The sequence below is a fragment of the Pseudomonas sp. F2 genome, from assembly GCF_057174385.1.
On sequence record NZ_CM169904.1, the window covers coordinates 4,733,046 to 4,755,634 of the forward strand.

The 22,589-nt window shown below is 60.3% G+C and carries 19 protein-coding genes; 12 read left to right on the plus strand and 7 right to left on the minus strand.

Annotation, left to right across the window (positions count from 1 at the left end; translation table 11 throughout):
* Positions 1–121: 121 nt before the first annotated feature.
* Positions 122–1,126 (minus strand): AraC family transcriptional regulator, encoded by a 1,005-nt coding sequence (locus AC193Q_RS21320; RefSeq protein WP_047290771.1) that lies wholly within the window; start codon positions 1,124–1,126, stop codon positions 122–124.
* A 100-nt stretch (positions 1,127–1,226) separates the two neighbouring features.
* Between AC193Q_RS21320 and AC193Q_RS21325 the strand changes: the two genes are divergently transcribed.
* A complete protein-coding gene (locus tag AC193Q_RS21325) occupies positions 1,227–2,300 on the plus strand; it encodes a fatty acid desaturase (RefSeq protein WP_483878743.1) in 1,074 nt (357 codons plus the stop codon).
* A gap of 130 nt (positions 2,301–2,430) precedes the next feature.
* On the opposite strand, the gene AC193Q_RS21330 is transcribed toward AC193Q_RS21325, so the two are convergent.
* From AC193Q_RS21330 to AC193Q_RS21340, 3 genes are read right to left on the minus strand one after another with little or no spacing between them, the layout of a single operon-like run.
* Positions 2,431–4,041, minus strand: a complete 1,611-nt coding sequence (locus tag AC193Q_RS21330; RefSeq protein WP_483878744.1) for an arylsulfatase — start codon at positions 4,039–4,041, stop codon at positions 2,431–2,433.
* 14 nt (positions 4,042–4,055) lie between these two features.
* The gene (locus AC193Q_RS21335; RefSeq protein WP_047290774.1) at positions 4,056–4,871 is read right to left on the minus strand and encodes an ABC transporter ATP-binding protein; all 816 of its coding nucleotides are present in this window, start codon (positions 4,869–4,871) and stop codon (positions 4,056–4,058) included.
* A complete protein-coding gene (locus AC193Q_RS21340) occupies positions 4,868–6,466 on the minus strand; it encodes an ABC transporter permease (RefSeq protein WP_121183052.1) in 1,599 nt (532 codons plus the stop codon). The genes AC193Q_RS21335 and AC193Q_RS21340 overlap by 4 nt, the downstream gene beginning before the upstream one ends.
* Positions 6,467–6,863: 397 nt before the next feature.
* Here AC193Q_RS21340 and AC193Q_RS21345 point away from each other — a divergent pair, with 397 nt between their 5' ends.
* Positions 6,864–7,877, plus strand: a complete 1,014-nt coding sequence (locus AC193Q_RS21345; protein ID WP_121183054.1) for an ABC transporter substrate-binding protein — start codon at positions 6,864–6,866, stop codon at positions 7,875–7,877.
* 85 nt (positions 7,878–7,962) lie between these two features.
* Here the strand turns inward: AC193Q_RS21345 and AC193Q_RS21350 are convergent, their stop codons facing one another.
* Positions 7,963–8,883: a LysR family transcriptional regulator gene (locus AC193Q_RS21350; protein ID WP_047290777.1), complete on the minus strand. Its 921-nt coding sequence runs from the start codon at positions 8,881–8,883 to the stop codon at positions 7,963–7,965.
* A gap of 181 nt (positions 8,884–9,064) precedes the next feature.
* Between AC193Q_RS21350 and AC193Q_RS21355 the strand changes: the two genes are divergently transcribed.
* Positions 9,065–9,985 (plus strand): TauD/TfdA dioxygenase family protein, encoded by a 921-nt coding sequence (locus AC193Q_RS21355; RefSeq protein ID WP_121183056.1) that lies wholly within the window; start codon positions 9,065–9,067, stop codon positions 9,983–9,985.
* Positions 9,986–10,092: 107 nt separating this feature from the next.
* On the opposite strand, the gene AC193Q_RS21360 is transcribed toward AC193Q_RS21355, so the two are convergent.
* Positions 10,093–11,709 (minus strand): alkaline phosphatase family protein, encoded by a 1,617-nt coding sequence (locus AC193Q_RS21360; RefSeq protein ID WP_121183058.1) that lies wholly within the window; start codon positions 11,707–11,709, stop codon positions 10,093–10,095.
* A gap of 213 nt (positions 11,710–11,922) precedes the next feature.
* Positions 11,923–12,867, minus strand: coding sequence for a LysR family transcriptional regulator (locus AC193Q_RS21365; RefSeq protein WP_483878745.1), 945 nt, complete (start codon positions 12,865–12,867; stop codon positions 11,923–11,925).
* Between the two features lie 165 nt (positions 12,868–13,032).
* On the opposite strand from AC193Q_RS21365, the gene AC193Q_RS21370 reads away from it, so the two are divergent.
* The 9 genes from AC193Q_RS21370 (at position 13,033) to AC193Q_RS21410 (ending at position 22,536) form a co-directional block, all read left to right on the plus strand.
* The gene (locus AC193Q_RS21370; RefSeq protein ID WP_483878746.1) at positions 13,033–15,393 is read left to right on the plus strand and encodes a TonB-dependent receptor; all 2,361 of its coding nucleotides are present in this window, start codon (positions 13,033–13,035) and stop codon (positions 15,391–15,393) included.
* Between the two features lie 23 nt (positions 15,394–15,416).
* Positions 15,417–16,760 carry an aryl-sulfate sulfotransferase gene (locus AC193Q_RS21375; protein ID WP_483878747.1) on the plus strand — a complete coding sequence of 448 codons (1,344 nt, stop codon included), beginning with the start codon at positions 15,417–15,419 and terminating at the stop codon, positions 16,758–16,760.
* A gap of 181 nt (positions 16,761–16,941) precedes the next feature.
* On the plus strand, positions 16,942–17,268 hold the full coding sequence (locus tag AC193Q_RS21380) for a hypothetical protein (RefSeq protein ID WP_007952780.1): 327 nt from the start codon (positions 16,942–16,944) through the stop codon (positions 17,266–17,268).
* Between the two features lie 379 nt (positions 17,269–17,647).
* On the plus strand, positions 17,648–18,463 hold the full coding sequence (locus AC193Q_RS21385) for an energy transducer TonB (RefSeq protein WP_483878748.1): 816 nt from the start codon (positions 17,648–17,650) through the stop codon (positions 18,461–18,463).
* 44 nt (positions 18,464–18,507) lie between these two features.
* The gene (locus AC193Q_RS21390) at positions 18,508–19,233 is read left to right on the plus strand and encodes a MotA/TolQ/ExbB proton channel family protein (RefSeq protein ID WP_041071117.1); all 726 of its coding nucleotides are present in this window, start codon (positions 18,508–18,510) and stop codon (positions 19,231–19,233) included.
* A gap of 1 nt (position 19,234) precedes the next feature.
* A complete protein-coding gene (locus tag AC193Q_RS21395) occupies positions 19,235–19,636 on the plus strand; it encodes an ExbD/TolR family protein (RefSeq protein ID WP_003220570.1) in 402 nt (133 codons plus the stop codon).
* 280 nt (positions 19,637–19,916) lie between these two features.
* Positions 19,917–20,498, plus strand: coding sequence for an alpha/beta hydrolase (locus AC193Q_RS21400; RefSeq protein ID WP_121183068.1), 582 nt, complete (start codon positions 19,917–19,919; stop codon positions 20,496–20,498).
* Between the two features lie 59 nt (positions 20,499–20,557).
* Positions 20,558–21,478: a sigma 54-interacting transcriptional regulator gene (locus tag AC193Q_RS21405; protein ID WP_121183069.1), complete on the plus strand. Its 921-nt coding sequence runs from the start codon at positions 20,558–20,560 to the stop codon at positions 21,476–21,478.
* A 260-nt stretch (positions 21,479–21,738) separates the two neighbouring features.
* The gene (locus AC193Q_RS21410; protein WP_041071133.1) at positions 21,739–22,536 is read left to right on the plus strand and encodes a MetQ/NlpA family ABC transporter substrate-binding protein; all 798 of its coding nucleotides are present in this window, start codon (positions 21,739–21,741) and stop codon (positions 22,534–22,536) included.
* The last annotated feature ends 53 nt before the right edge of the window (positions 22,537–22,589 follow it).

Genomic DNA, 22,589 nt, shown 5'->3' on the forward strand with positions numbered 1-22,589 from the left:
CGCGGGCAAGCCCGCTCCCACAGGATATCGGGCGTACATGAGCTTTGAGTACGACACGGACACTGTGGGAGCGGGCTTGCCCGCGAAGAGGCCAGTAGGTTCAGCACACATTCCGGATCAATCAGCGCAACTGATCGCGAAACTGCCCCGGCGTCATTCCCGTCCAGCGTTTGAACGCGCGGCTGAAGCTGCTGGTGTCGGCAAATCCCAGCAGGTAACTGACTTCACTCAACGAACATTGCGGATCGCGCAGGTGCAGCAGCGCAAGGTTTTCGCGGCTCTCGTTGAGCAGCGTGTCGAAGCGACAGCCCTCGTCCGCCAGATGCCGTTGCAGGCTGCGCAGGCTCAGGTGCAAGGCCTGGGCGATGCGCTCGGCGCTAGGTTCGCCTTCGGGCAGTTGTTCTTCGATGGCGTCGCGCACCTTGCGCTCCCAGGTCAGCGGTTGGAGCTGGGCCAGGGTGCGCTTGAGCACCGCTTCGTTGTGTTCGGCCAGTTCCGGGTTGGCGTCGTCGAGGTGGCTGTCGAAGTCGGTAAGGGAGAACTCCAGGCGATCCTCGGCGCAGGAAAAATGCACCGGGGCGCGGAACACTTTGTGCCACTGATGTGCATCGGAGGGTTCCGGGCGGCGCAGGTAGACCGCCAGCGGTGCGTAGTCGCGACCGAGGCGATTGCGGCAGGTGCGCACATAGATCGCGGCAAACGCGTCGATGGCTTCGAAAGCCGGCGCCGGATTGCCTGACGGAATCTTCAGACGAAACAGATAGCGGTCGTCGCTGCGGCTCAGCTCCAGTTCCAGCGCATCGCTGACCACCGGGTGATAACGCACGATGCGCTCGAACACCTCACGCAGGCTGCCACTGGCCACCAGCGCGTAACCGAGCGCATGGAACGTGGTCGGGCTGACGAACCGCGACACTCGCAGGCCGATCGCCGGATCCCCGCTGAACTGCACCGCCAGTTGCCACAGGCGCGTGGTGCCGGACAACGGATAGCGCGCGTTCGGGTCGTCCATCAACTGTGGGTCGAGCCCGGCCTGTTGGCACAGGCCGATACTGTCCAGCCCCAGCGCATCGAGTTGCTTGCGCAAGGCACGGGTCCAGCTGGCGAGTGAGGTCGGTTCCTTCATGCTGATTGGCGCTTCCGGTCAACAGGTTGGCGTTCACGGCTACCATCAATAAAGCGTTCGCAGGGCAGGATGCGAACATCAATAAACAGAGGATGGAAGCATGGACCGTACTTCTGCAAGTCCCCAGCGACACAATGCTGCCCAGCGATCAGCGCATATTCGCGAAGTGGTGCTGGCCAAAGGCGTCGAACTGCGTGAGCGCTACCCGATCCTGCAGCATCAGGACGCTCTCGGTGCGGGGATTCTGGCTTTTGCCCTGGCCGGGATGATCGGTTCGGCGACGCTGTACATCACTGGCCATATGGCGTGGTGGGTGTGCCTGTTGCTCAACGCGTTTTTCGCCTCCCTGACCCACGAGCTGGAGCACGACCTGATCCACAGCATGTATTTCCGCAAACAACGGCTGCCGCACAACCTGATGATGGGCCTGGTGTGGCTGGCGCGGCCGAGCACGATCAATCCGTGGATCCGCCGCCATCTGCACCTCAATCACCATAAGGTGTCCGGCACTGAAACCGACATGGAAGAGCGCGCAATCACCAACGGCGAACCATGGGGTTTTGCGCGGTTGCTGATGGTCGGCGACAACGTCATGTCGGCGTTCATCCGCATGCTGCGGGCCAAGACCTGGGCCCACAAAATCAACATCATCAAACGCACCCTGAAAGTCTATGCGCCACTGGCGCTGCTGCACTGGGGCGCGTGGTACGTGTTTCTCGGCTTCCACGCGGCAAATGGCGTGGCTTACCTCGTGGGTTCGCCGATCGAATGGTCGGCGACCACGTTGTCAGTGATGCAGGTGATCGACATCGCGGCAGTGGTGATCATCGGCCCGAACGTGCTGCGCACCTTTTGCCTGCACTTCATCAGCTCGAACATGCATTACTACGGCGACATTGAGGCGGGCAACGTGCTGCAGCAATGCCAAGTGCTCAATCCGTGGTGGCTGTGGCCGCTGCAGGCGTTCTGCTTCAACTTCGGCAGCAGCCACGGCATTCATCATTTCGTGGTGAAGGAACCGTTTTACATCCGGCAGATGACCGTGCCGGTGGCGCACAAGGTGATGCGTGAGGTGGGCGTGCGGTTCAATGATTTCGGCACGTTTGGGCGGGCTAACCGTTTTGTTCGTCGGGATGAGGTGGTGCAGGAAGAGGTGCGTACTGCCAGGGCTTGATGGCTGAGTTTGAGGGCCGTATCGCTGGCAAGCCAGCTCCCACAGGTTTCAGCGTCATTCAAAGGATTTGTGAACGACATTGAACCTTGTGGGAGCTGGCTTGCCAGCGATAGCGGTGGTTCTGGCCGTTTCAGTCCGGCTGAAACGGCGAAGCACTCAGAATCACCCCAGTCTCCTCCACATATTTCTGCCAATGCCCGATCAAGGTGTTGAGCTTGTCCGGCTGACTCGACGCCAGATCATGAATCTCCCCCGGATCACTGCTCAATTCATACAGCTGCCAGGTCGCCGGCCCCACCGGCCCGGGGATCCACACCGCCTTCCACGACCCTTGGCGAATCGCCCGGCGGCCAAACAATTCCCAGCCGGTGACGGTGTGCTCGTCATGCACCTGCACCGTCTCGCCAGACAAAAAGCCCAGCCATGATTTACCGCGCAGCGGCGCCACCGGTTTGCCGTGCCATTGCTTGCCCGGATGGCGCACGCCGGCCAGATCGAGAATCGTTGGGGTGATGTCCATCACCGTACCGAAACCGTGGCTGATCTGCCCTTTGATTGGCAATTGCGGATAGTGCAGCAGCGCCGGTACGCGAATCCCGCCTTCGGTGGTGAACGCCTTGAACAGCCGTGACGGCGCGGTCGCCACCTGCGCCCAGCTCGGTCCGTACCAGACGTAGGAATTGGCACGTCCGATGTTGTCGAGGCTGTTGTCGTAATGCTGGTTGAGGTACGTCAGCAGTTCCGGGCCGAACTTGGGGAACGCTTCCAGTAGCGCACCCTCGGCGCCGTTATCGGACATGAACAGGATGAAGGTGTTATCGAGTTGGCCCTGCTGGCGCAGGTAATCGACCACCCGGCCAATGTTCCAGTCCATGCGCTCGACCATCGCCGCGTAGACCTCCATGGCTCGCGCGGAAATCTGTCGTTGCTCAGCGCTTAGCGCAGCCCATTGTGCATTCAGTTGAATCAGCGGATGCGGCTCGACATCCGGCTCGATCAGGCCCAGCGCCTTGAGTTTTTCCAGGCGTTCCAGACGCAGGACTTCGGGACCGGCGTCATAGCGGCCACGGTATTTTTCGACTACCTCGGCCGGTGCCTGCAACGGCCAGTGCGGTGCGGAGAAGGGCAGATAAGCGAAGAATGGCCGGCTCTGATCGCGCTCCTTGAGATACTGCAGCAGCTTGTCGCCGAAGGCGTCCGACGAGTAGAAATCCTTGGGCAGCTCATCGATAAAGGTGTCGTCTTCGATGTACAGCGCTGGCGTCGATTTCAGCAGGCCAGGGGTGTGTTCGTCGTAAGTCGGCTCGAAACCATAGTGGTTGGCCGCCCCCGGCAGCAGCGAGAACGAACGCTCGAAACCACGGGCCTGCGGTGCCAGCTCAGCCGTCAGGCCGAGGTGCCATTTGCCGCTCATCAGGGTCTGATAACCGGCCTCGCGCAGCAGCTCGGGCAGGGCGACCACGCGGTCATTCAAGTAGCCCTCATAACCCGGTTTGCCGATCAGTTCCGGGGTCAGCGCTTCGGCCATGGTGCCGATGCCGGCGATGTGGTGGTCGGTGCCGGTCAGCAGCATCGAACGCGTTGGCGAGCAGGTCGGTGCGGTGTGGAAATCGGTCAGGCGCAGGCCATTGTTGGCCAGCGCGTCGAGGTTCGGCGTGGCGATTTCGCCACCGAAGGCGCCGATATCGGAAAAGCCGAGATCGTCGGCCAGAATCACCAGAAAGTTGGGGCGTTGCGGCATCGATACAGCTCCTCTCAATAGGCAATGAACGACAGCGGCAGATCGCGGATCTGCACCGGCAGGCTCGGTTGGTAATGGTCGTCACTGGTCAGTTCGTGCAGCAGTTCTTCACGCAACTGATGGAAGTCGAAACTGCTGCGCTGACGTGGATGCGGCAAGGCGATGTCGACCACCTGCTTGATCCGTCCCGGACGCGGCTCCATTACCACCACGCGGTCGGCGAGGAAGATCGCTTCCTCGACGTCGTGGGTGACCAGAATCGTGGTGATTTTTGCCCGGTCGCGGATCGCCAGCAGTTCGTCCTGCATCTGCTGGCGGGTCAGCGCATCGAGTGCGCCGAAGGGTTCGTCGAGCAGCAGAATCCGTGGGCTGGCGACCAGTCCGCGAGCAATCGCCACGCGCTGCGCCATGCCGCCGGAGAGCTGGTGCGGATAGGCCCGGGTGAAATCGCGCAGGCCGACCAGCTCAATGAAATCGTTGATGCGCTGCTGCTTTTCGGCGGCGCTCAGTGGTTCGTTGACCAGACCGAGACCGATGTTGTCGGCCACCGTCAGCCACGGGAACAAACGGTGCTCCTGAAATACGATGCCGCGCTCGCTACCGATGCCGCTGACGGCTTTGCCATCGACGCTGATCTGCCCGCGAAACTGCGTGTCGAGGCCCACCAGCAAACGCAGCAAGGTGGATTTGCCGCAACCGCTGGACCCGACGATGGCGACGAATTCGCCCTCGGCGATGTCGAGGTTGAATTCACGAATCGCCTCCAGTTCGAAACCGTCGACGTCGAAGGATTTGCCTACGTGGGTGAAGCTGACAATCGGTGCGTTCATGCGTGTCTCCAGCGAGTGGCGCGAATTTCCAGGCGTTGGCCGATGAGGTTGAGCAGGGCGCCGGTGAGGCCGACCAGCAGCATTCCGGCCATGATCAGGTCCATGCGCAGCAGTTGTTGGGCGCCGATCATCTGGCTGCCGATGCCGCCGTTGGACGGCATGAAGTATTCGGCGCCGATGGTGCCGAGCCAGGCGTAGATCAGACTCAGGCGCAGCCCGGCAAAAATCCCCGGCGCCGCGCCCGGCAGCACCAGACGGCGCAGGCGCTGGCCGAGGCTCAGGCGCAGTACCTGCGCGACTTCATTCAGGTGTGGCGAGAGACTGGCGACGCTACGCTGAGTGGCGATGAACAACGGAAAGAACGCGGCGAGGGCGACGAACACCCACTTCGCCAATTCACCCAAACCGAACCACGCGGTGAGCAGCGGCACCCAGGCGAAAATCGCAATCTGCCGCAGGGCGGCGAGGGTCGGGCCGAGCAGTCGTTCGCTGGTGCGTGAAAGCCCCAACAGCAAGCCGAGGGCGAAACCGAGTCCGCCGCCCAGCAGCAAGCCGCCAAGGGTACGACCGAGACTCAAGGCCATGCCGCTGATCAGCGTGCCGTCGAGCAAACCGTTTTTTGTTGTTTCCAGCACCGCGAACGGGCTGACCAGGATGTTCGCATCGACCCATTGCTGATCGCTCGCCACTTGCCACAAACCGATCAGGCTCAGCGGCAACAGCCACGGTTGCAGCCGCTGCCAGCCTTCATAGCGCGGGCCACCGCGGATTTCTGCGGTGGCCGGGTGCGGCCAGTGCACCAGTTTGCGGTCGAGCAAGCCGATGCCGCGATCCATCGCCACGCCGAGCACACCGATAACCACGATGCACACGAACACGATGTCGAGCATGAACAGTTGCCGTGCCCAGACCATCAGGTAACCGATGCCTTCGCTGGACGCCAACAGCTCCACCGCCAGCAAGGACGTCCAGCCAGCGGCCAGGGCCAGGCGTACGCCGGCCATGAACGCTGGCAGTGCGGCGGGCAGCACCAGACGCCGGATCAGCAAGTACGACGGCAGGCGCAACACGGCGGCGGCTTCGCGCAGTTTCGGTTGCGCATCTCGAACGCCGACCAAGGTGTGCAGGGTCACCGGCACCACGATGGCCTTGATCAGCACCACCAGTTTCAACACTTCGCCGATGCCGAAAAACACCATGAACAGCGGAATCCACGCCAGCGTTGGCACCTGTGCCAGACCGGCGAAGGTCGGAAACACCAACCGTTCGAGGCGCCGGCTGAAACCCAGTGCGGCACCCAGCACCGCACCCGCGCAGATGCCGGCCAGCAAGCCCCAGAGCAGGCGTTGCAGGCTGATCCACAAATGACTCCACAGCTCGCCCTGGGACAGCTCGATGGCGCTGTTCCACACCAGCGATGGCGCCGGCAGAATCTGTTCGCTCATCCATTGATTGCGCGCGGCCAGCCACCACAGAGCGAACAGGCTGACTGGCAGCAGCCAGGGCAACAGGCGTTGGTTGAGGCTTGGCCACGCCCGATGACGTTTCAGGGGCGGCGCGGGCAGCGGCAGGCTGAGCAGGGAATCACGGGCCATGGGTGACCTCCGTTGTCGGGTTGGATCGGGAGCAAGATCAAAAGATCGCAGCCTTCGGCAGCTCCTGCAGGGGGACGCGTCCGTGAATTCGCCCCTGTAGGAGTTGCCGAAGGCTGCGATCTCCAGTGGTATTAGCTATAAACAAATTGTTATAAGCGATATCAAAAATATTGAATTTGGAGATAAGCAGCGCCATTTAAGGCTTCCAGAACATCGCGCATCCAATGCATTCGAAGAATATTTTCGATGCTGTTAATGCATACGCCGCTGAAGCCCGCGCTGTTGCTTGCTTAGCGTTAATGGCTATAAAAATGTGCATTTATAGTATTTAAGCGAAGGTCACGCTTCGGCCTACTTTCGGTTCCTCAACGCCTGTCGTGATCAAGGAGCTACATCCATGAACCTTCCCTTCAAACGAGTTTTCAGTCTGTTTGCCATTCCGGCACTGGCGGGCCTGCTGGCGTTTACCGCGCAGGCCGACGAGCTCAAGGAAATCCGGATCGCTGTGCCTGACCTGAGCGCCGGCACCCAGCACAGCGGCGGCGGTGTGGTGGATGTGCTGCGTGATCGGCAGATCTTCGAAAAAGCTTTCGCCGATCAGGGCATCAAGATTCAATGGAGCTTCTTTAAGGGCGCCGGACCGGTGATCAACGAGGCGTTTGCCAACGGTCAGGTCGATCTGGCGTATCTGGGCGACCTGGCGGCGATCATCGGCAAGTCCAACGGCCTCGACACACGCTTGCTCAGCGCCAGTGCGCGCGGCGTGAAGCAATATCTGGGCGTGGTGCCGGGTTCGGGGATCAAGACTTTGCAGGATCTCAAGGGCAAGCGCGTGGCGATCTTTCGTGGCACCGCCACGCAGTTGTCGTTTGATGCGGCGCTGGCCAGTCAGGGCCTGAGCGAAAAGGATCTGAAGGTGATCAACCTCGACTTCAACGCAGCGGTCGCGGCATTGGCGGCTAAACAGATCGACGCATCGTGGGGCAGTTCAGGGTTGACGGCCCTGCAAGCCAAGGGGCTGGCGGAATTGCCGCTGAACACCAAGGATCTGGGCGGGGCCGGCAGTGTGCAGTCAGTGCTGGTGGGCACCGGCAAGTTTGTCGACGGGCATCCGCAGGTCGTGGCAAAGCTGCTCAAGGCGCAGCAGCAAGCCGCGGATTGGCTGACCCAAGACAACAACAAGGATGCCTACGTGCAACTGGTGTCGGGGCTGGCGAGTTATCCACCGCTGATCCTGACCCAGGACCTGCAGGATCAGAAACTCAGCGAAATGTTCCCGTCAACGCTGGACCCGGTGTTCCTCGGCAAATTGCAGGACTCGGTGGATCTGGCGGCGCAGCAGAAACTGATCCGCAAACCGTTCAAGGTCAGTGATTGGGTGGTGCCTGAACTGGCGGCGGCCAAGCTTTAAAATCACAAGATCGCAGCCTTCGGCAACGCCTGCAGGAGAACGCATTCCCATGTAGGAGCTGCCGAAGGCTGCGATCTTTTGATCTTCAAACCGCGACGCTGATTTCCTGTTTATCCACCGCCACCAACGTCTCGATCATCGCTCTTGCTGCGGGCGACAGGCGAAACCCGGTACGACTGACAATCCCGCAGCGCGCATTCATGCTCTCCAGATTCTGCGGCAGGTTGCGCCAGTGCAGCAGCGCCAGTGAACCTTGGGCAATGTCTTCGACGAACGCCTCTTCCGTGCCGACGCCAATCGCATTGGATTGCAGCACCACTTTCACCAGCGCCGGGAAATGCTCGGTCTCGATGGTCGGCGAAAAATCGATCCGGCCGCTGAGGTTCGCCAGCAGTTTGCGAATCCCTGGCGGAATCAGCGTGGTCGCCAGCGGGTAGTCAAACATGTCGTTGGTCGACAGGCTTTCCTTGGCCAGCAGCGGGTGCCCGGGCCGGCAGAAAAACACCCCGCGTTTGGGCGTCAGGGCCTGGGTCTGGAAGTTTGGATCGGCCTCGAAATGGCGGATGTCGGCGATGAAGAATTCGATCTCTTCACGGCTCAGCGCGCGGCTGAGTTTTTCCCAGTTATCCACCTGAAAACAGGTGCGTACTTTCGGGTGCGCGTTGATGAATTGCGCCACCGCATCCGGCACCAGTTTCACCGCTGGCGCCGGGCCGCAACCAAAGTGCAGCTCTCCGGCATCAAGCTTGGTCATTTGCGTCACTTCGGCGCTGAGCAACGCTGCGCCCTGCACCAGGGTCAGAGCGTGTTGCAGCACCACCTGGCCTTCGGGGGTGGGGCGCAGATCCTTGTTGCCGCGATCCACCAGCACGCAGCCGAACTCTTGCTCTAGCCCTTGGATGCTGCGGCTGAACGCCGGTTGAGTGATGCCCATTGCGTCCGCCGCACGGACAAAACTGCGGTGTTCGTTGAGGGCGATGAAGTAGCGCAACTGGCGAAGATCCATATGCTTTCCCGGCATCCTAAAAATAGCTCGAAGGCATTTGCGACGAGGGTTGCTTGAGGTTTTAAATGCAAGCTCTTATTCCGTCAACGAAGCATGTGAATATCTATTAGATGTAAATGGAATATAGATAGAGCCATGTTTCGCTGTCGCCCAACCGCAAGCAGTCGATGAGGGTCTACCCATGAGCAATGCCGCACTCGCTGTAAAACCCGCTGTCCACGCGCTGGAAATCCATCCGGTGGCCGGCCGTATCGGCGCCGAGATTCGTGGCGTGCACCTGTCCGGTGAATTGGACGCCGCTACCGTCGAAGCCATTCAGCAGGCGCTGATCCAGTACAAGGTGGTGTTCTTCCGCGAGCAGACCCAGCTCGACGATCAGCGCCAGGAAGCCTTCGCCCATCTGCTCGGCGAGCCCGTGGCGCATCCGACCGTGCCGGTGCGTGAGGGCACCCGTTATCTGCTGGAACTGGACGGCGCCGAGGGCCAGCGCGCCAACTCCTGGCACACCGACGTGACCTTCGTCGACGCCTACCCCAAAGCCTCGATCCTGCGCTCGGTGGTGGCCCCGGCCTTCGGTGGCGACACCTTGTGGGCCAACACCGCGACCGCCTACAACGAACTGCCGAGCGAGCTGCGCGAGCTGGCGGACAAACTGGTCGCCGTGCACAGCAACGAATACGACTACGCCGGGGCCAAGCCAGACGTGTCGGCGGAGAAGTTGGAGCGCTATCGCAAGGTCTTCACTTCAACCGTCTACGAGACCGAGCACCCGGTAGTGCGAGTCCACCCGATCAGCGGCGAGAAGAGCTTGCTGCTGGGGCACTTCGTCAAGCGCATCAAGGGTTATTCGCAAGCCGATTCGGCGCACCTGTTCGGCTTGTTGCAGAGCCATGTGATTCGTCAGGAAAACACCGTGCGCTGGCGCTGGAAGACCGGTGATGTGGCGATCTGGGACAACCGGTCGACGCAGCATTATGCGATTGATGATTACGGTACCCAGGATCGCATCGTGCGACGGGTGACGCTCAAGGGGGAAGTGCCGGTCGGGGCTTCGGGGCAGCGTAGTCAAACAATCAAGGGATTTGATATCGGCGGCGTTTGATAAGGCTCCATCGCTGGCAAGCCAGCTCCCACAGAGATTGGTGTCGGACACAAAGGATGTGAACAACGCAAAACCTGTGGGAGCTGGCTTGCCAGCGATGCTTTTAACTACCACACACCGATTTGCACCACCTTCTCGGTCTCCGGCTCGCCATAGCGAAACCGCTGCCCACGCAAATCGATCTCCTGATGACTGATCGTGGTCCGCCGCTTCAACCCGCGCACCCATTCAAACAGGTGCCCCGCGTGCTCCTCGCGCACCGGCGCGTACGCCGGATCGTCACCCAAATCGTGCAACTCCTGCGGATCATTCAGCAGGTCAAACAACTGCGGCCGGAAGCCGTCGTACGCCAGGTATTTCCAGCGCTCGCTGCGCACCATGGTCATGCGGCAACGGTCGATCGGCTGGCCAAGTCGCTCGCGTGCCGGAGCCTGAAAGGCGTAGTCGTATTCGCTGATGGCGTAGCGGCGCCAATCAGGTTTTTCGCCGTGCAACAGCGGGATCAGCGAGCGGCCCTCCAGCCGATGCTCGGCGCCCGGCAAACCCAGGGCCTGGAGAAACGTCGGCAATGCATCGATTGTCTCCGCCAGCCGCTCATCCACCGTGCCGCGAGTGATATCCGCCGCCGCACGCGGGTCGCGCACGATCAACGGCACGCCCACCGCTTGTTCGAGCAAAAACTCCTTCTCGCCCAGCCAGTGGTCGCCCAAAAAGTCGCCGTGATCGCTGGTGAACACGATCAGCGTGTCATCCCAACGACCGTTGCTCTGCAGAAAATCGAACAGCCGACCGAGCTGGTCATCCACTTGCTTGATCAGGCCCATGTAGGTGGGGATTACATTCAATCGTACTGAATCACGGGAGAAGTTGAGACTTTCCTCATGCTGGCGAAACGCCGTGTATACGGGGTGTTTGCTGGCTTCGGAGGGCGTCGCGCGGACCGCTTCGAGAATCGATTTCGTACTGTACAAAGCGTGGTATGGAGCAGGTACGATATAGGGCCAGTGCGGTTTGATGTAGGAGAGGTGTAAACACCAGGATTTCTCACCTTGCTCGGTGATGAAGTCGATGGCTCGATTTGTAGTGTAGACAGTCTCTGAGAACTGCTCGGGAATTCGCGCTGGCAAATGCGCATGACGCATGTGCCAGCCGCTGAGGATTTCTCCGTTCTCGCCTTCGGCAGCGTTGGCCCAGTCGTGCCAGGGGTTGCGCCCGTCGAAGCCTTGCTCGCGCAGGTAATGGGTGTAGGGCGCGGATTCGCGTTTGTCGGCGAACAACGGGTCGTCGGGGAAGATCCCGTCGTGGCGAAAGTACGGTTCGAAACCGACCTCGTTGAGCACTTCGGCCTGCGCGCTGTCCGGGTTGATCGCCAGACGCTGCAAGGCGTCGACGTTGGCCGTGGCGTGGGTCTTGCCGACTAGCGCGGTGCGAATGCCGTGGGGGCGCAGGTAATCGCCGATGGTCAGTTCATCCAGCGGTAACGGCACCGCGTTCCATGCCACTTGATGGCTGCTGACGTAGCGTCCGGTGTAGGCCGACATCCGCGACGGCCCGCAGATCGTGCCCTGGGTGTAAGCACGGCTGAAGCGCACGCCGGCGGCGGCCAGACGATCGATGTTCGGTGTATGCAGATGCGGATGGCCGTAGCAGGACAGGTAATCGCGGCGCAGTTGATCGCACATGATGTACAGCACGTTGCGCACGGGGTTTTGCGGGTTGGACATGGGATTCACCGGTCAGAAAGACAGGCGAGGGTTGTCGCTTTCGGCGGGGGTGTTCGGCAAGTGCATTTGGGGAATGGGTTTTATGCAGTGGATGCATCGGTGACTGTTTCGGCACCATCGCTGGCAAGCCAGCTCCCACAGGATTTGCGCCAAGCCAAAATGGTGTGAACACCCGGAACTTGTGGGAGCTGGCTTGCCAGCGATAGCGGTAGCTCAGACAGCTAAATTTTCGAGTGAACAAACCTCCTCATCCACCGCATCAATCGCCTTGATCTGCTCAATCATCGCCTCGGCCAGCGGCGACAACCGATACCCCGCCCGACTGACAATCCCATAACGGGTGTACAGCTCCTCCAGGTCATCGGCCAAACCCTCGATCCGCAAACACACCAGTTCGCCCTTGACCTGATGCAGTGCGTCGGAATACGCGCCAACGATGCCGATGGCATCCGAACGCAGCACCACGCCGAGCAGGCTTGAGCTGTTTTCGCATTCGACATTGGGGGTGATATCCGGTCGGCCGCTGAGGTCGACGATGACCTTGCGCAGGTTCGGCGGACGAAGGCTCACCGCCAGTGGATAACTCATCAATTGCTCGGCCGAAACCCGTTCGAATGCCGCTAATGGATGCCCGGCGCGGCAGCAGAAATGCCATTTGCGCGGCCGCAAACGGTACGTCAGGTAATCCGGATCGGCTTCGAAGTGGCGAGTGTCGGCGACGAAGAACTCGAACTCTTCGCTGAGCAGGCGTTTGCTCAGGCTCTGCCAGTCATCGACCTGAAATTGCACCCGCGCTTTCGGGTAGCGCCCGATGAACGCGCCGATCGCGCGCGGGATCAATCCGGCTGCCGGCGCCGGGCCGCAACCGAAGCGCAATTCGCCCGCCTCCAGCCCATTGAACTGACTGATCTCGTTGGCCATCTGCTGCGCGCCGCTGACCAGTCGCCGCGCATGTTCGAGCAGCACCTGACCCTGCTTGGTCGGCGGTAATTCCTTGCGCCCGCGATCGACCAACTGACAGCCGACGCTGTGCTCCAGCGCCTGGATGCTGCGGCTGAACGCCGACTGCGACAGGTTCACCGCCTGCGCGCCGGCGACGAAACTGCGTTGTTCGGCGAGGGCGATGAAGTGTCGAAGTTGGCGCAAGTCGATATGCATTTTTCACATAAAAAATATCCGGGAAATGCATTGGATATGCATTAGGTCGACTCCTTATAAAGGCAATCTCTTATGCAGTAAATATTTGTAAATCCATAAATAAATAACTTAAAAGAATATGCAGCGCTGAAGATGTCTGTGTGTTTTTTGACCAGGAGCCGCGCCATGAGTCCGTTGAACCTTGCGTCACCCTTAACGCCACGACGGCTCAAACGCCTGCCTCTGGCCCTGTTGCTGGCGGGGAGTGCCAGCTGGACTCAGAGCTACGCCGCCGACGCCGACACCCCACCGCCGGCTCCCGCCGGCAAGCCTGCGGCCAACAGCTCGCAGCTGGAAACCGTGACCGTCACCACCCGCCGTCGCGAAGAAAGTTCGCAAGACGTGCCGACGCCGATGAGCGTGGTCAGCGGTCAGACGCTGGAGACGCAACGGGTCTACCGGATTCAGGATTTGCAGCAACTGGTGCCCAGCGTCAACGTCGCCTACATGCACGCGCGCCAGTCCAGCGTGTCGATTCGTGGCCTGGGCAACAACCCGGCCAGCGACGGTCTGGAAGGCAGCGTCGGTCTGTACATCGACAACGTCTATCTGGGCCGTTCGGGGATGGCGGTGTTCGACCTGATGGACATCGAACAGCTCGAAGTCCTGCGCGGGCCGCAGGGCACGCTGTTCGGCAAGAACACCACCGCCGGGGTGATCAACATCAGTACCCGCGCGCCGACCTTTACCCCGGAACGCAGCATCGAAACCTCGGTTGGCGAAGACGGTTATTTCCAGACCAAGGGCACCATTTCCGGGCCGCTCAACGATGAACTGGCCGGACGTTTTTCGGCCTATCGCACCCGCAGCGACGGCGACATCAAGAACGAATACAACGGTCATGACCTGAACGGTGGCTCGCGTGATGGCTTCCGTGCGCAGTTGCTGTTCAAGCCCCACGAAGACTTCAACCTGCGCTGGATCGGCGACTACAACGAAGAGGATTCCAGCGCCGGCACCCGCGTGCTGTACAACACCGGGCCGACCATCAACGGCGTCAACCTCTACCAGTCGCGGGCCAATGCCGCCGGCGCGACGCTGGTCAACGGCTCGCACCGCAAGGTCAATCTGGACAACGATCAGCACGTCACCGTGCATCAGGGCGGCACGTCGGTGGAGGCCAACTGGACGCTGCCGAGCGATTTCACCCTGACCTCGATCAGCTCGTATCGCTTCTGGAATTTCACCCCGGCCAACGACGACGGTCTCAACGTCGCCGCGACTTACAACGCCGGGGTTTCGGTCGAAGATAAACAGTACTCGCAGGAGTTTCGCCTCGCCTCGCCCAAGGGCGAGTTCTTCGATTACGTGGTCGGCGCGTACTACTTCGGCTCGGATCTCGACAACAAATCCTTTGCCTATTACGGCCCGCAGGCCGACATCTGGAACGGCACGCCACGCGGCGCGCTGGCCAACGTCGGCAGCGTCGGCAACGGCCACATCAAGACCGACAGCTTCGCCCTGTTCGCCCAAGGCACCTGGCACCTGACCGAGCGCCTGGACTTCACTGCCGGCGTGCGTGGCACCTACGAAGAGAAGAACGCCTTGGTCACCCGCGATGCGCCGGTCGGTGGCGCCACGGTCACCGGCGCAGCGGCCACCGCACGTCGCGGACGCACGGGTGCCTACGACTCCGGCGATCTGAATCAGTACAGCTCCAGCCCGTCCGGACTGCTCAACCTCAGCTATCGCATCACCGATGACCTGCTCGGCTATGCCACGCTGTCTCACGGGGAAAAATCCGGTGGCGTGAACCTCGCGGTGGGTTCGGCGCCAACCGCCGGCGCCGACTCGCTGCTGATTGGCACCGAACGGGCCAACAACGCCGAACTCGGCTTCAAAAGCACGCTGTGGGACCGGCGTTTGCAGCTCAACGCCAACGTGTTCTGGACCCAGGTCAACGCCTACCAGACCAACGCCTACGACGACGTCAACCGCGTGCAATACCTGACCAACGCCGGTTCGGTGCGCTCACGCGGCGTCGAATTCGAAAGCACGGTGATCCCGTTGCGCGGCCTGACCCTGAACTTCAACGGCTCGTACAACGACGTCAGCTATCTCTCGTACAAAGATGCACCGTGCCCGCCGGAAGTCAGCCAGGCACCCGGCGCACCGGCCTCTTGCGACCTCAGCGGCCACCAGGTGGTCGGCGCGTCGAAATGGATCGGCAACGCCAACGGCAAATACGAATGGAATCTGGCCAACGGTCTGCAACCTTACGTCACCGGCAGTTACGCGTTCCGCTCCAAAGCGGTGGGCACGGTCGAGGATTCCGACTACGGGCAGATCCCGAGCTACGCCGTGGTCAACCTGTCCACCGGTCTGCGTGGCGATTTCAATCAGGGCCAGTGGGACGTTTCGCTGTGGCTGAAGAACGCCTTCGACAAGACCTATTACACGACGCTGTGGACCGGCGGCAACGGCGGTTATGAAGGCCTGCTCGGTACGCCGCGCACCCTCGGCGTAACCGGTCGCTACGACTTCTGATCCGTCATTCAAGGAGCTGCATCATGTTGCCAGGCAAAACCGCTTTAGCCCTGTTGTTATCCGGCGCAGTCTCAAGCACCGGAGTGTTCGCCGCCCCCAGCGTGTACCCGACCGGCGTCACCCGCTATGACCCGAACAAAGCGTTCAACCAGTACGTGATCTTCAGTGGCGCCGACAAGCAGACCCACTTGATCGACATGAACGGCAATGAGGTGAAAACCTGGCCACAGGCGGGTTTCCCGTCGGCGATCATCGACCCGCAACTGGTCGGCGGCGCGCGCGGGCATGTGCTGTTGCAACTGAGTGACAAGGATCCGGGCAAGCTCGGCTCCGCCGGTAACGGTCTGGGCAACCAGAGCGTCGGCGAACTGGACTGGAGCGGCAAAGTCGTCTGGCAGTGGGGCGACAAGGCCCCTGGCGGCGCAGCACAGCAACACCACGATCAGCGCCGGTTGAGCAACGGCAATACGGTGGTGCTGGCGAACAAGGTGCATAAGGTCAAAGGCTTCAAAGTGCCTGAGGTGATCGATGATGCGATCTATGAAGTCAGTCCTGACGGTGCGGTGAAATGGCAGTGGCTGGCCTCGGAGCACCTGAACGAATTCGGCTTCACCCCGGAGCAATTGAAACTGGTGCACGCCAGCGAAAATCCGGATTACCTGCACATCAACAACCTCAGCGTGGTCGGGCCGAACAAGTGGTTCGATGCCGGAGACAAACGCTTCAATCCGGACAACCTGTTGCTCGATTCGCGCAATGCCAACTTCATCGCGATCATCGATAAGCACAGCGGCAAAGTGGTGTGGCGCCTCGGCCCGAACCTGCCGCTGATCAACCCGAAAACCGCGCAGAAATTACCGCGTCCGGTGGATCAGTTTGTCGGTCAGCACGACGCGCACATCATCCCCGCCGGGCTCCCCGGTGCCGGTAATCTGCTGGTGTTCGATAACCAGGGTTCGGCGGGCTATCCAAACGTTACCCTCGGGCTGATTTCCGGCTCGCGGGTGCTGGAAATCGACCCGCAGAAAAATCAAATCGTCTGGCAATACAGCGCAGCGAATTCGAAGCAGCCGGGTTGGGCCTTCTACAGTTCATTCATCAGCAGCGCGCGACGCTTGCCCAATGGCAATACGCTGATCGACGAAGGCATGAACGGGCGGTTTTTCCAGGTCACGGCCAGCGGTGAAAACGTCTGGGAATATGTCAGCCCGTATCTGGGCAAGGCGCCGGGCAGTGATGCAATCAGCAACTGGGTCTATCGCGCGCTGCCTGTGAGTTATGACTGGGTTCCGGCGGGAACGCCGCGTTCAGAGACGGCAGTTCTGGTACCGGCCATCGGTGTGCAACAAACCCAAGTCAGCCGTTAGTTATTAAGGTTCTTCGGAATCGAAATAAGTTATGAACGACATGAATAGTGCATATAGCAATATCGTTGATAAGTGCCGTGGACAATAAGTCAATGGACAACCATCCTGTGTGTCGTGAGTTTCCAGGAGGAAACTTGCTCTCATCGGAAGACACTTATCCAACGATAAAGGAAATCACGTTATGTCGAGCATTAATGGCAATTATGTAAACGCTAACGCTGGCGCCAAACTGACGATCACCGATGGTAACGATTCCAACGGCACCTTCAGCGGCAAGTTCAGCCAGAACGGCGTGAACTACGACATCGCCTACGGGCATTACCATTTCCAGAACAGTACCGGGCAGCCGACGATCATCACGTTCGCGGCGCTGAATGATGGGACTGGCTATCAGTCCTGGACGCTGTTCTCGCCGGATCACAACTATTCGAAAGTTCGTGCGGTGGGTTCGCGTACTAACTTTGATGGTGATGTAGTCGGTCTGGCCGGGGAGTTTGTGAAGCAATAAAAAATTCCGTAAATCGAAGGTCGATGCATTAAAAGTGCATCGGCCTTTTTGTTTGCCTTTTGAAAAGTTTTTCAACTATCACGTTGGTATTAGTTGTCACTTAATCCCGGGTCATCGATAACCCGATGCCTTGGATGAATACTTTTTATGCCGGGAAAGCATGTCGATTTCGGCGAATCGCTGGAAGCCTTGCAGCCCGTGGCTTTGGCGGAAATGACCGTTTTTCATATTCCATAAATGTCTATCCATAACATGAAAGATTACTTTCGGAGATAAGCCGCTGGCCCAATGATTGACCCATCGATCACGCCGTGGGGGATTCAACAAACGACGGATCGGCCAAGCGAAAGAACGCATAGAGACCGCAGGGAGTAAATCAATGGGCAATGTCCAGACCGCCGCCAGCGCACAGGAATTGCTGTGGCGTCAGACACCAAGTGGCGAATTGGTCGATCTCGGCCGGCCCCATCGTGTGCCGTTGGGGCAGTTGCGTTTGCAGCGCGCGCCCAAGGGCATTCTGAGCCGTCGTGAAGCGATCCTGCTCGGCGTGCTGGCGCTGCTGGTGCATGGTGCGGTGATCTACTGGATCAATCAGCATCCGACACCAGCGTTGCCGATCGTGCCGCCGGAAGTTCCGCCGATGACCATCGAGTTTTCGCGGCCGGCACCACCCGCGCCGCCCGTGGTTGAACCGCCGCCGCCCGCGCCGGTGGTCGAACCTCCGCCACCGGTTGAAGACGAGTTGGCGGTGAAGCCGCCACCGCCCAAACCGATCCCCAAACCCAAGCCGAAACCGGTGGTTAAACCGGTGACGAAGCCAGCCCCCAAAGCCGTGGAGCAACCACCGGCGCCGCCGCAACCGGCCGCCCCGGTCGCTGCGCCAGCGCCACCTGCACCCGCGGCTCCGGCTCCGGTAACGCCGGCCTCGGCCAACGCCGCGTATTTGAAGAACCCGGCGCCGGAATACCCGTCGCTGGCTCAGCGTCGCGGCTGGGAAGGCACGGTGATGTTAAGGGTGCATGTGTTGGCCAATGGCAAGCCGGGCGAGATCCAGATTCAGAAAAGCAGTGGCCGGCAGCAACTCGACGATGCAGCGCTCAACGCCGTCAAACAGTGGAGCTTCGTCCCGGCCAGGCAGGGTGATGTCGCCCAGGACGGCTGGGTCAGCGTGCCCATCGATTTCAAGATTCATTAAACCGAAACCTATTCGCGCTAAATGTTTACACGAGGGAACACATCATGACGTTACTGGCCTCTCCACTGGAATCCATCGAAAGTGCGGTGATCTGGCTGCTGGTGGTTTTTTCCGTTGCCACCTGGGGACTGGCGCTGCTCAAGGCTGTGCAGTTCGGTCGTCTGAAGGCGCAGGATCGCAAGTTTCATAAACGCTTCTGGGCGGCGTCGAGTCTCGACTCCGCCGCTGAGTTGAGCGAAACCCAACCCGGCGCTGCGGCCCGGGTGGCACAGGCCGGTTACGCGGCGATTCAGGTGGGTGAGGCGCCGCAGGCCAATGATTTGAGCCAGGCGATCAACCATCAGGATCGCCTGGAGCGGGCCTTGCGCCAGCAGATCGTGCGCGAACGGCGTTCGCTGGAAACCGGTCTGGCGGTGGTCGCGAGTATTGGCAGTACCTCGCCGTTCATTGGCCTGTTCGGCACGGTGTGGGGAATCATGGAAGCGCTCAAGGGCATCAGCGCGGCAGGCTCGGCGAGCCTGGAAACAGTCGCCGGTCCGATCGGTGCGGCACTGGTCGCCACCGGTGTGGGGATCGCGGTCGCGGTGCCGGCGGTGCTGGTTTACAACTACTTTTTGCGGCGTCTGAAACTGACGGCGGCGGATCTGGATGACTTCGCCCACGACTTCTACAGCCTGGCGCAGAAGAGTGCGTTCCGCGTGTTGATCCACCCGACTGCAAACAAGGTGTCGGCACCGGGCAACGCGACAAAAGTGAAGGAGGCGTCCTGATATGGCCTTCTCCACGCAAGACAGCGACGAGGTGCTGAGCGAGATCAACGTGACGCCGCTGGTGGATGTGATGCTGGTGCTGCTGGTGGTGTTTATCGTCACCGCACCGCTGCTGACCAATGCGATCCCGATCAACTTGCCGAAGACCGAAGCGGTGGCGCCGGTCGAGCAGAAAGATCCGCTGGTGGTAAGCATCGACGGCGCCGGCAAACTGTTTATCAACAAGGATGAAATCCAGCCGGACCTGCTGGAATTCAACCTCAAGTCAGCCAAGGCGAAAGACCCGGAAGTCCGCGTGCAACTGCAGGCCGACGACGGGGTGAACTACGGCGAAGTGGCGCGGGCCATGGCTTCGATCGAGCGGGCGGGGATTACCAAGTTGTCGGTGATCACGGCGCGGTAACAGGATTTACGTTTTTCCGGGGCCGTCTCCTTGGCAGGGTGCGGCCCTTTTTTTATCTCGATTTAAACCCACACCCGATCCCTGTAGGAGCTGCCGAAGGCTGCGATCTTTTGCTCTTGTTCTTAAAATCAAAATCAAAAGATCGCAGCCTTCGGCAGCTCCTACACGAAGCCAAACATATTTCTTTTGGGTCTTAATAAATAGCTTCTTATTCCTTAACGAATATAAATCCCATCCCTATACTCGATCAGGAACAGACACGACGCAGGAGAGCTCCCCCATGCGCAACGAATCAATCCGTTACCTGATTGTGCCGGGCTGGCAAGGATCGCCAGAAGATCATTGGCAAACCCATTGGCAGAACAGCCTGCCCAACAGCGCCCGGGTGGAGCAGGCCGACTGGCTGACACCGCGCCGTGAAGACTGGGTCGCGGCGCTGGCCGAAGCGATTGCCGCCGACAGCACGCCAGTGATCCTGATTGCCCACAGCCTCGGCTGCGTCACCGTTGCGCATTGGGCTGCCACTGCGCCCGTGCAATTTCTGCGTCGGGTGCGCGGGGCGTTGCTGGTCGCGCCGGCCGACGTCGAGCGCCCGACCTGTGCACCGGCGCTGCGTAACTTCGCACCGATCCCGACTGACCTGCTGCCGTTCCCCAGTCAGGTCGTCGCCTCTGACAACGACGCCGCCGTCAGCGCGCCACGCGCGCTGGAGCTGGCGCGCCATTGGGGCGCCGAAGCGGGGATTCTCGCCGGGGCCGGGCACATCAACGTCAAGTCCGGGCACCAGCGCTGGGAGCAGGGTTTCGCTTACCTCTATCGCCTGCAAAACCGCCTGGAACTCCACGCGCGGCGTCGCGCTTGAGTGGTATTTTTTCTTTTTGATCGCCCCCGTCTCCCGGCGGTTGTGGGCGGGAGTCTGCCATGAGTTTTGAAGCGTTCGGTCAGCCGTTGCTGACCTTTCCCGATGCGGAAAAAAGTCCCCTGAGCATCCGTGCCAAGGCGCTGGTCTTCGTCGATCCGCGTTCGCGGCAGCTGCGTGAAGAGCTTGAGCACCTGGCACCACGGACAATCTCGGTATTGATCCGTGGCGAGACCGGCACCGGTAAAGAGTTGCTCGCGCGCCACATCCACCGCGCCAGTGATCGCAGCGGTCTGTTCGTCTCGGTCAATTGCGGCGCGATCAGCCCGACCTACGCCGATGCCGAGCTGTTCGGCTATGCCGCCGGCAGTTACACCGGTTCGGCCAGCAGTCGTGCCGGCTGGTTCGGTTCGGCCAACGGCGGCACGTTGTATCTGGACGAGATTGGCGACTTGCCGCTGCCGATCCAGATCAAACTGCTCGCCGCTCTGGAAAATCATGAAGTCACCCGCGTCGGCGCCCATCAGCCAAGCCCGGTGGATGTACGGCTGGTAGCGGCCACCAGCATCGATCTGGCACAAGCGGTGGACGCGGGGAAATTTCACGAACGGCTTTATCACTACCTCAGCGAAGGGCAACTGGAATTGCCGGCGCTGCGCGAACGGATCGGCGACATCCTGTCGTTGGCCGAATACTTTCTCGGCATCTACAGCCAGCGTCTGGATCTGCCGGTGCCATTGATCAGCGAAGCCGCGCAGCACCTGCTGGAACGCCACAGCTGGCCGGGCAACACCCGCGAGCTGGAAAACGTCATTCACTTCGCGCTGCTGGTCAGCACCGGCGAGGAAATCCTCCCGGAGCACCTGAACCTGCCACAGACGCTGGTGCAGATCGAAAGCCAGATCAAACAAATCCTGGAAAATGGCACCGCTGCCGATCAGCAGTCGCTAAAGCAGTTACTGAAAAACGCGGGGCTCGTGTAGGAGCTGCCGCAGGCTGCGATCTTTTGATCTTGCTTTCAGCACTTTTAAACCATTGAAAATCAAAAGATCGCTGCCTGCGGCAGCGCCTGCATGGCTATCTCGCGTGTATGAACAAAATGGAATATCAACGTGAATAAACGTTATTGTCCGGGAATAAAAAATCCCGGTATTGTCCGCTTCACGCCAGAGATAGCACTTCACTGGCACTGGTATTAATAGCCGTCGCCATTCGCGACCGTGATTCTCGATAAGGACACTGCATGAAAAAGGTTCTGTTGTTTACCGCATTGGCGGCTGCTCTGACTGCTTCCCTGGCCCAGGCCGGCGAGAAACTGGTGGTGGCGGCGACTCCGGTGCCACACGCGGAAATCCTCGAGCTGATCAAACCGACCCTGGCCAAAGAAGGCGTGGATCTGGAAATCAAGGTCTTCACCGACTACGTGCAGCCGAACGTGCAGGTGGGCGAGAAGCGTCTGGATGCCAACTACTTCCAGACCAAGCCTTACCTGGACAGCTTCAACGCCGGCAAATACAAGGACGACAAGGCCAAGTATCTGGTGACCGTGCAAGGCGTGCACGTTGAACCGTTCGGTGGCTACTCGAGCAAGTACAAGAAACTGGCTGATCTGCCTGACGGCGCGACCATCGCCATCCCGAACGAAGGCAGCAACAGCGGCCGTGCCCTGATCCTGCTGCAGAAGGCGGGCCTGATCGAACTGAAAGATCCGAAAAACGCCCTGGCGACCCCGAAAGACATCGCCAAGAACCCGCACAACTTCAAGTTCAAGGAACTGGAATCGGCCCTGCTGCCACGCGTGCTGAAGGAAGTTGATCTGGACATGATCAACACCAACTACGCGCTGGAAGCCAAGCTGAACCCGACCAAGGATGCATTGGTGATCGAAGGCGCTGATTCGCCTTACGTGAACTTCCTGGTCGCCCGTGAGGACAACAAGAACAGCGACGCCATCAAGAAACTGGCCGCTGCCCTGACCAGCCCTGAAGTCAAAGCGTTCATCGAGAAGAAGTACAACGGCGCGGTACTGCCGGCGTTCTGATCCGCCGCTTGAACCACCCCTTCAAGGTATGAAAACGCCGATGGCCAGTGAGG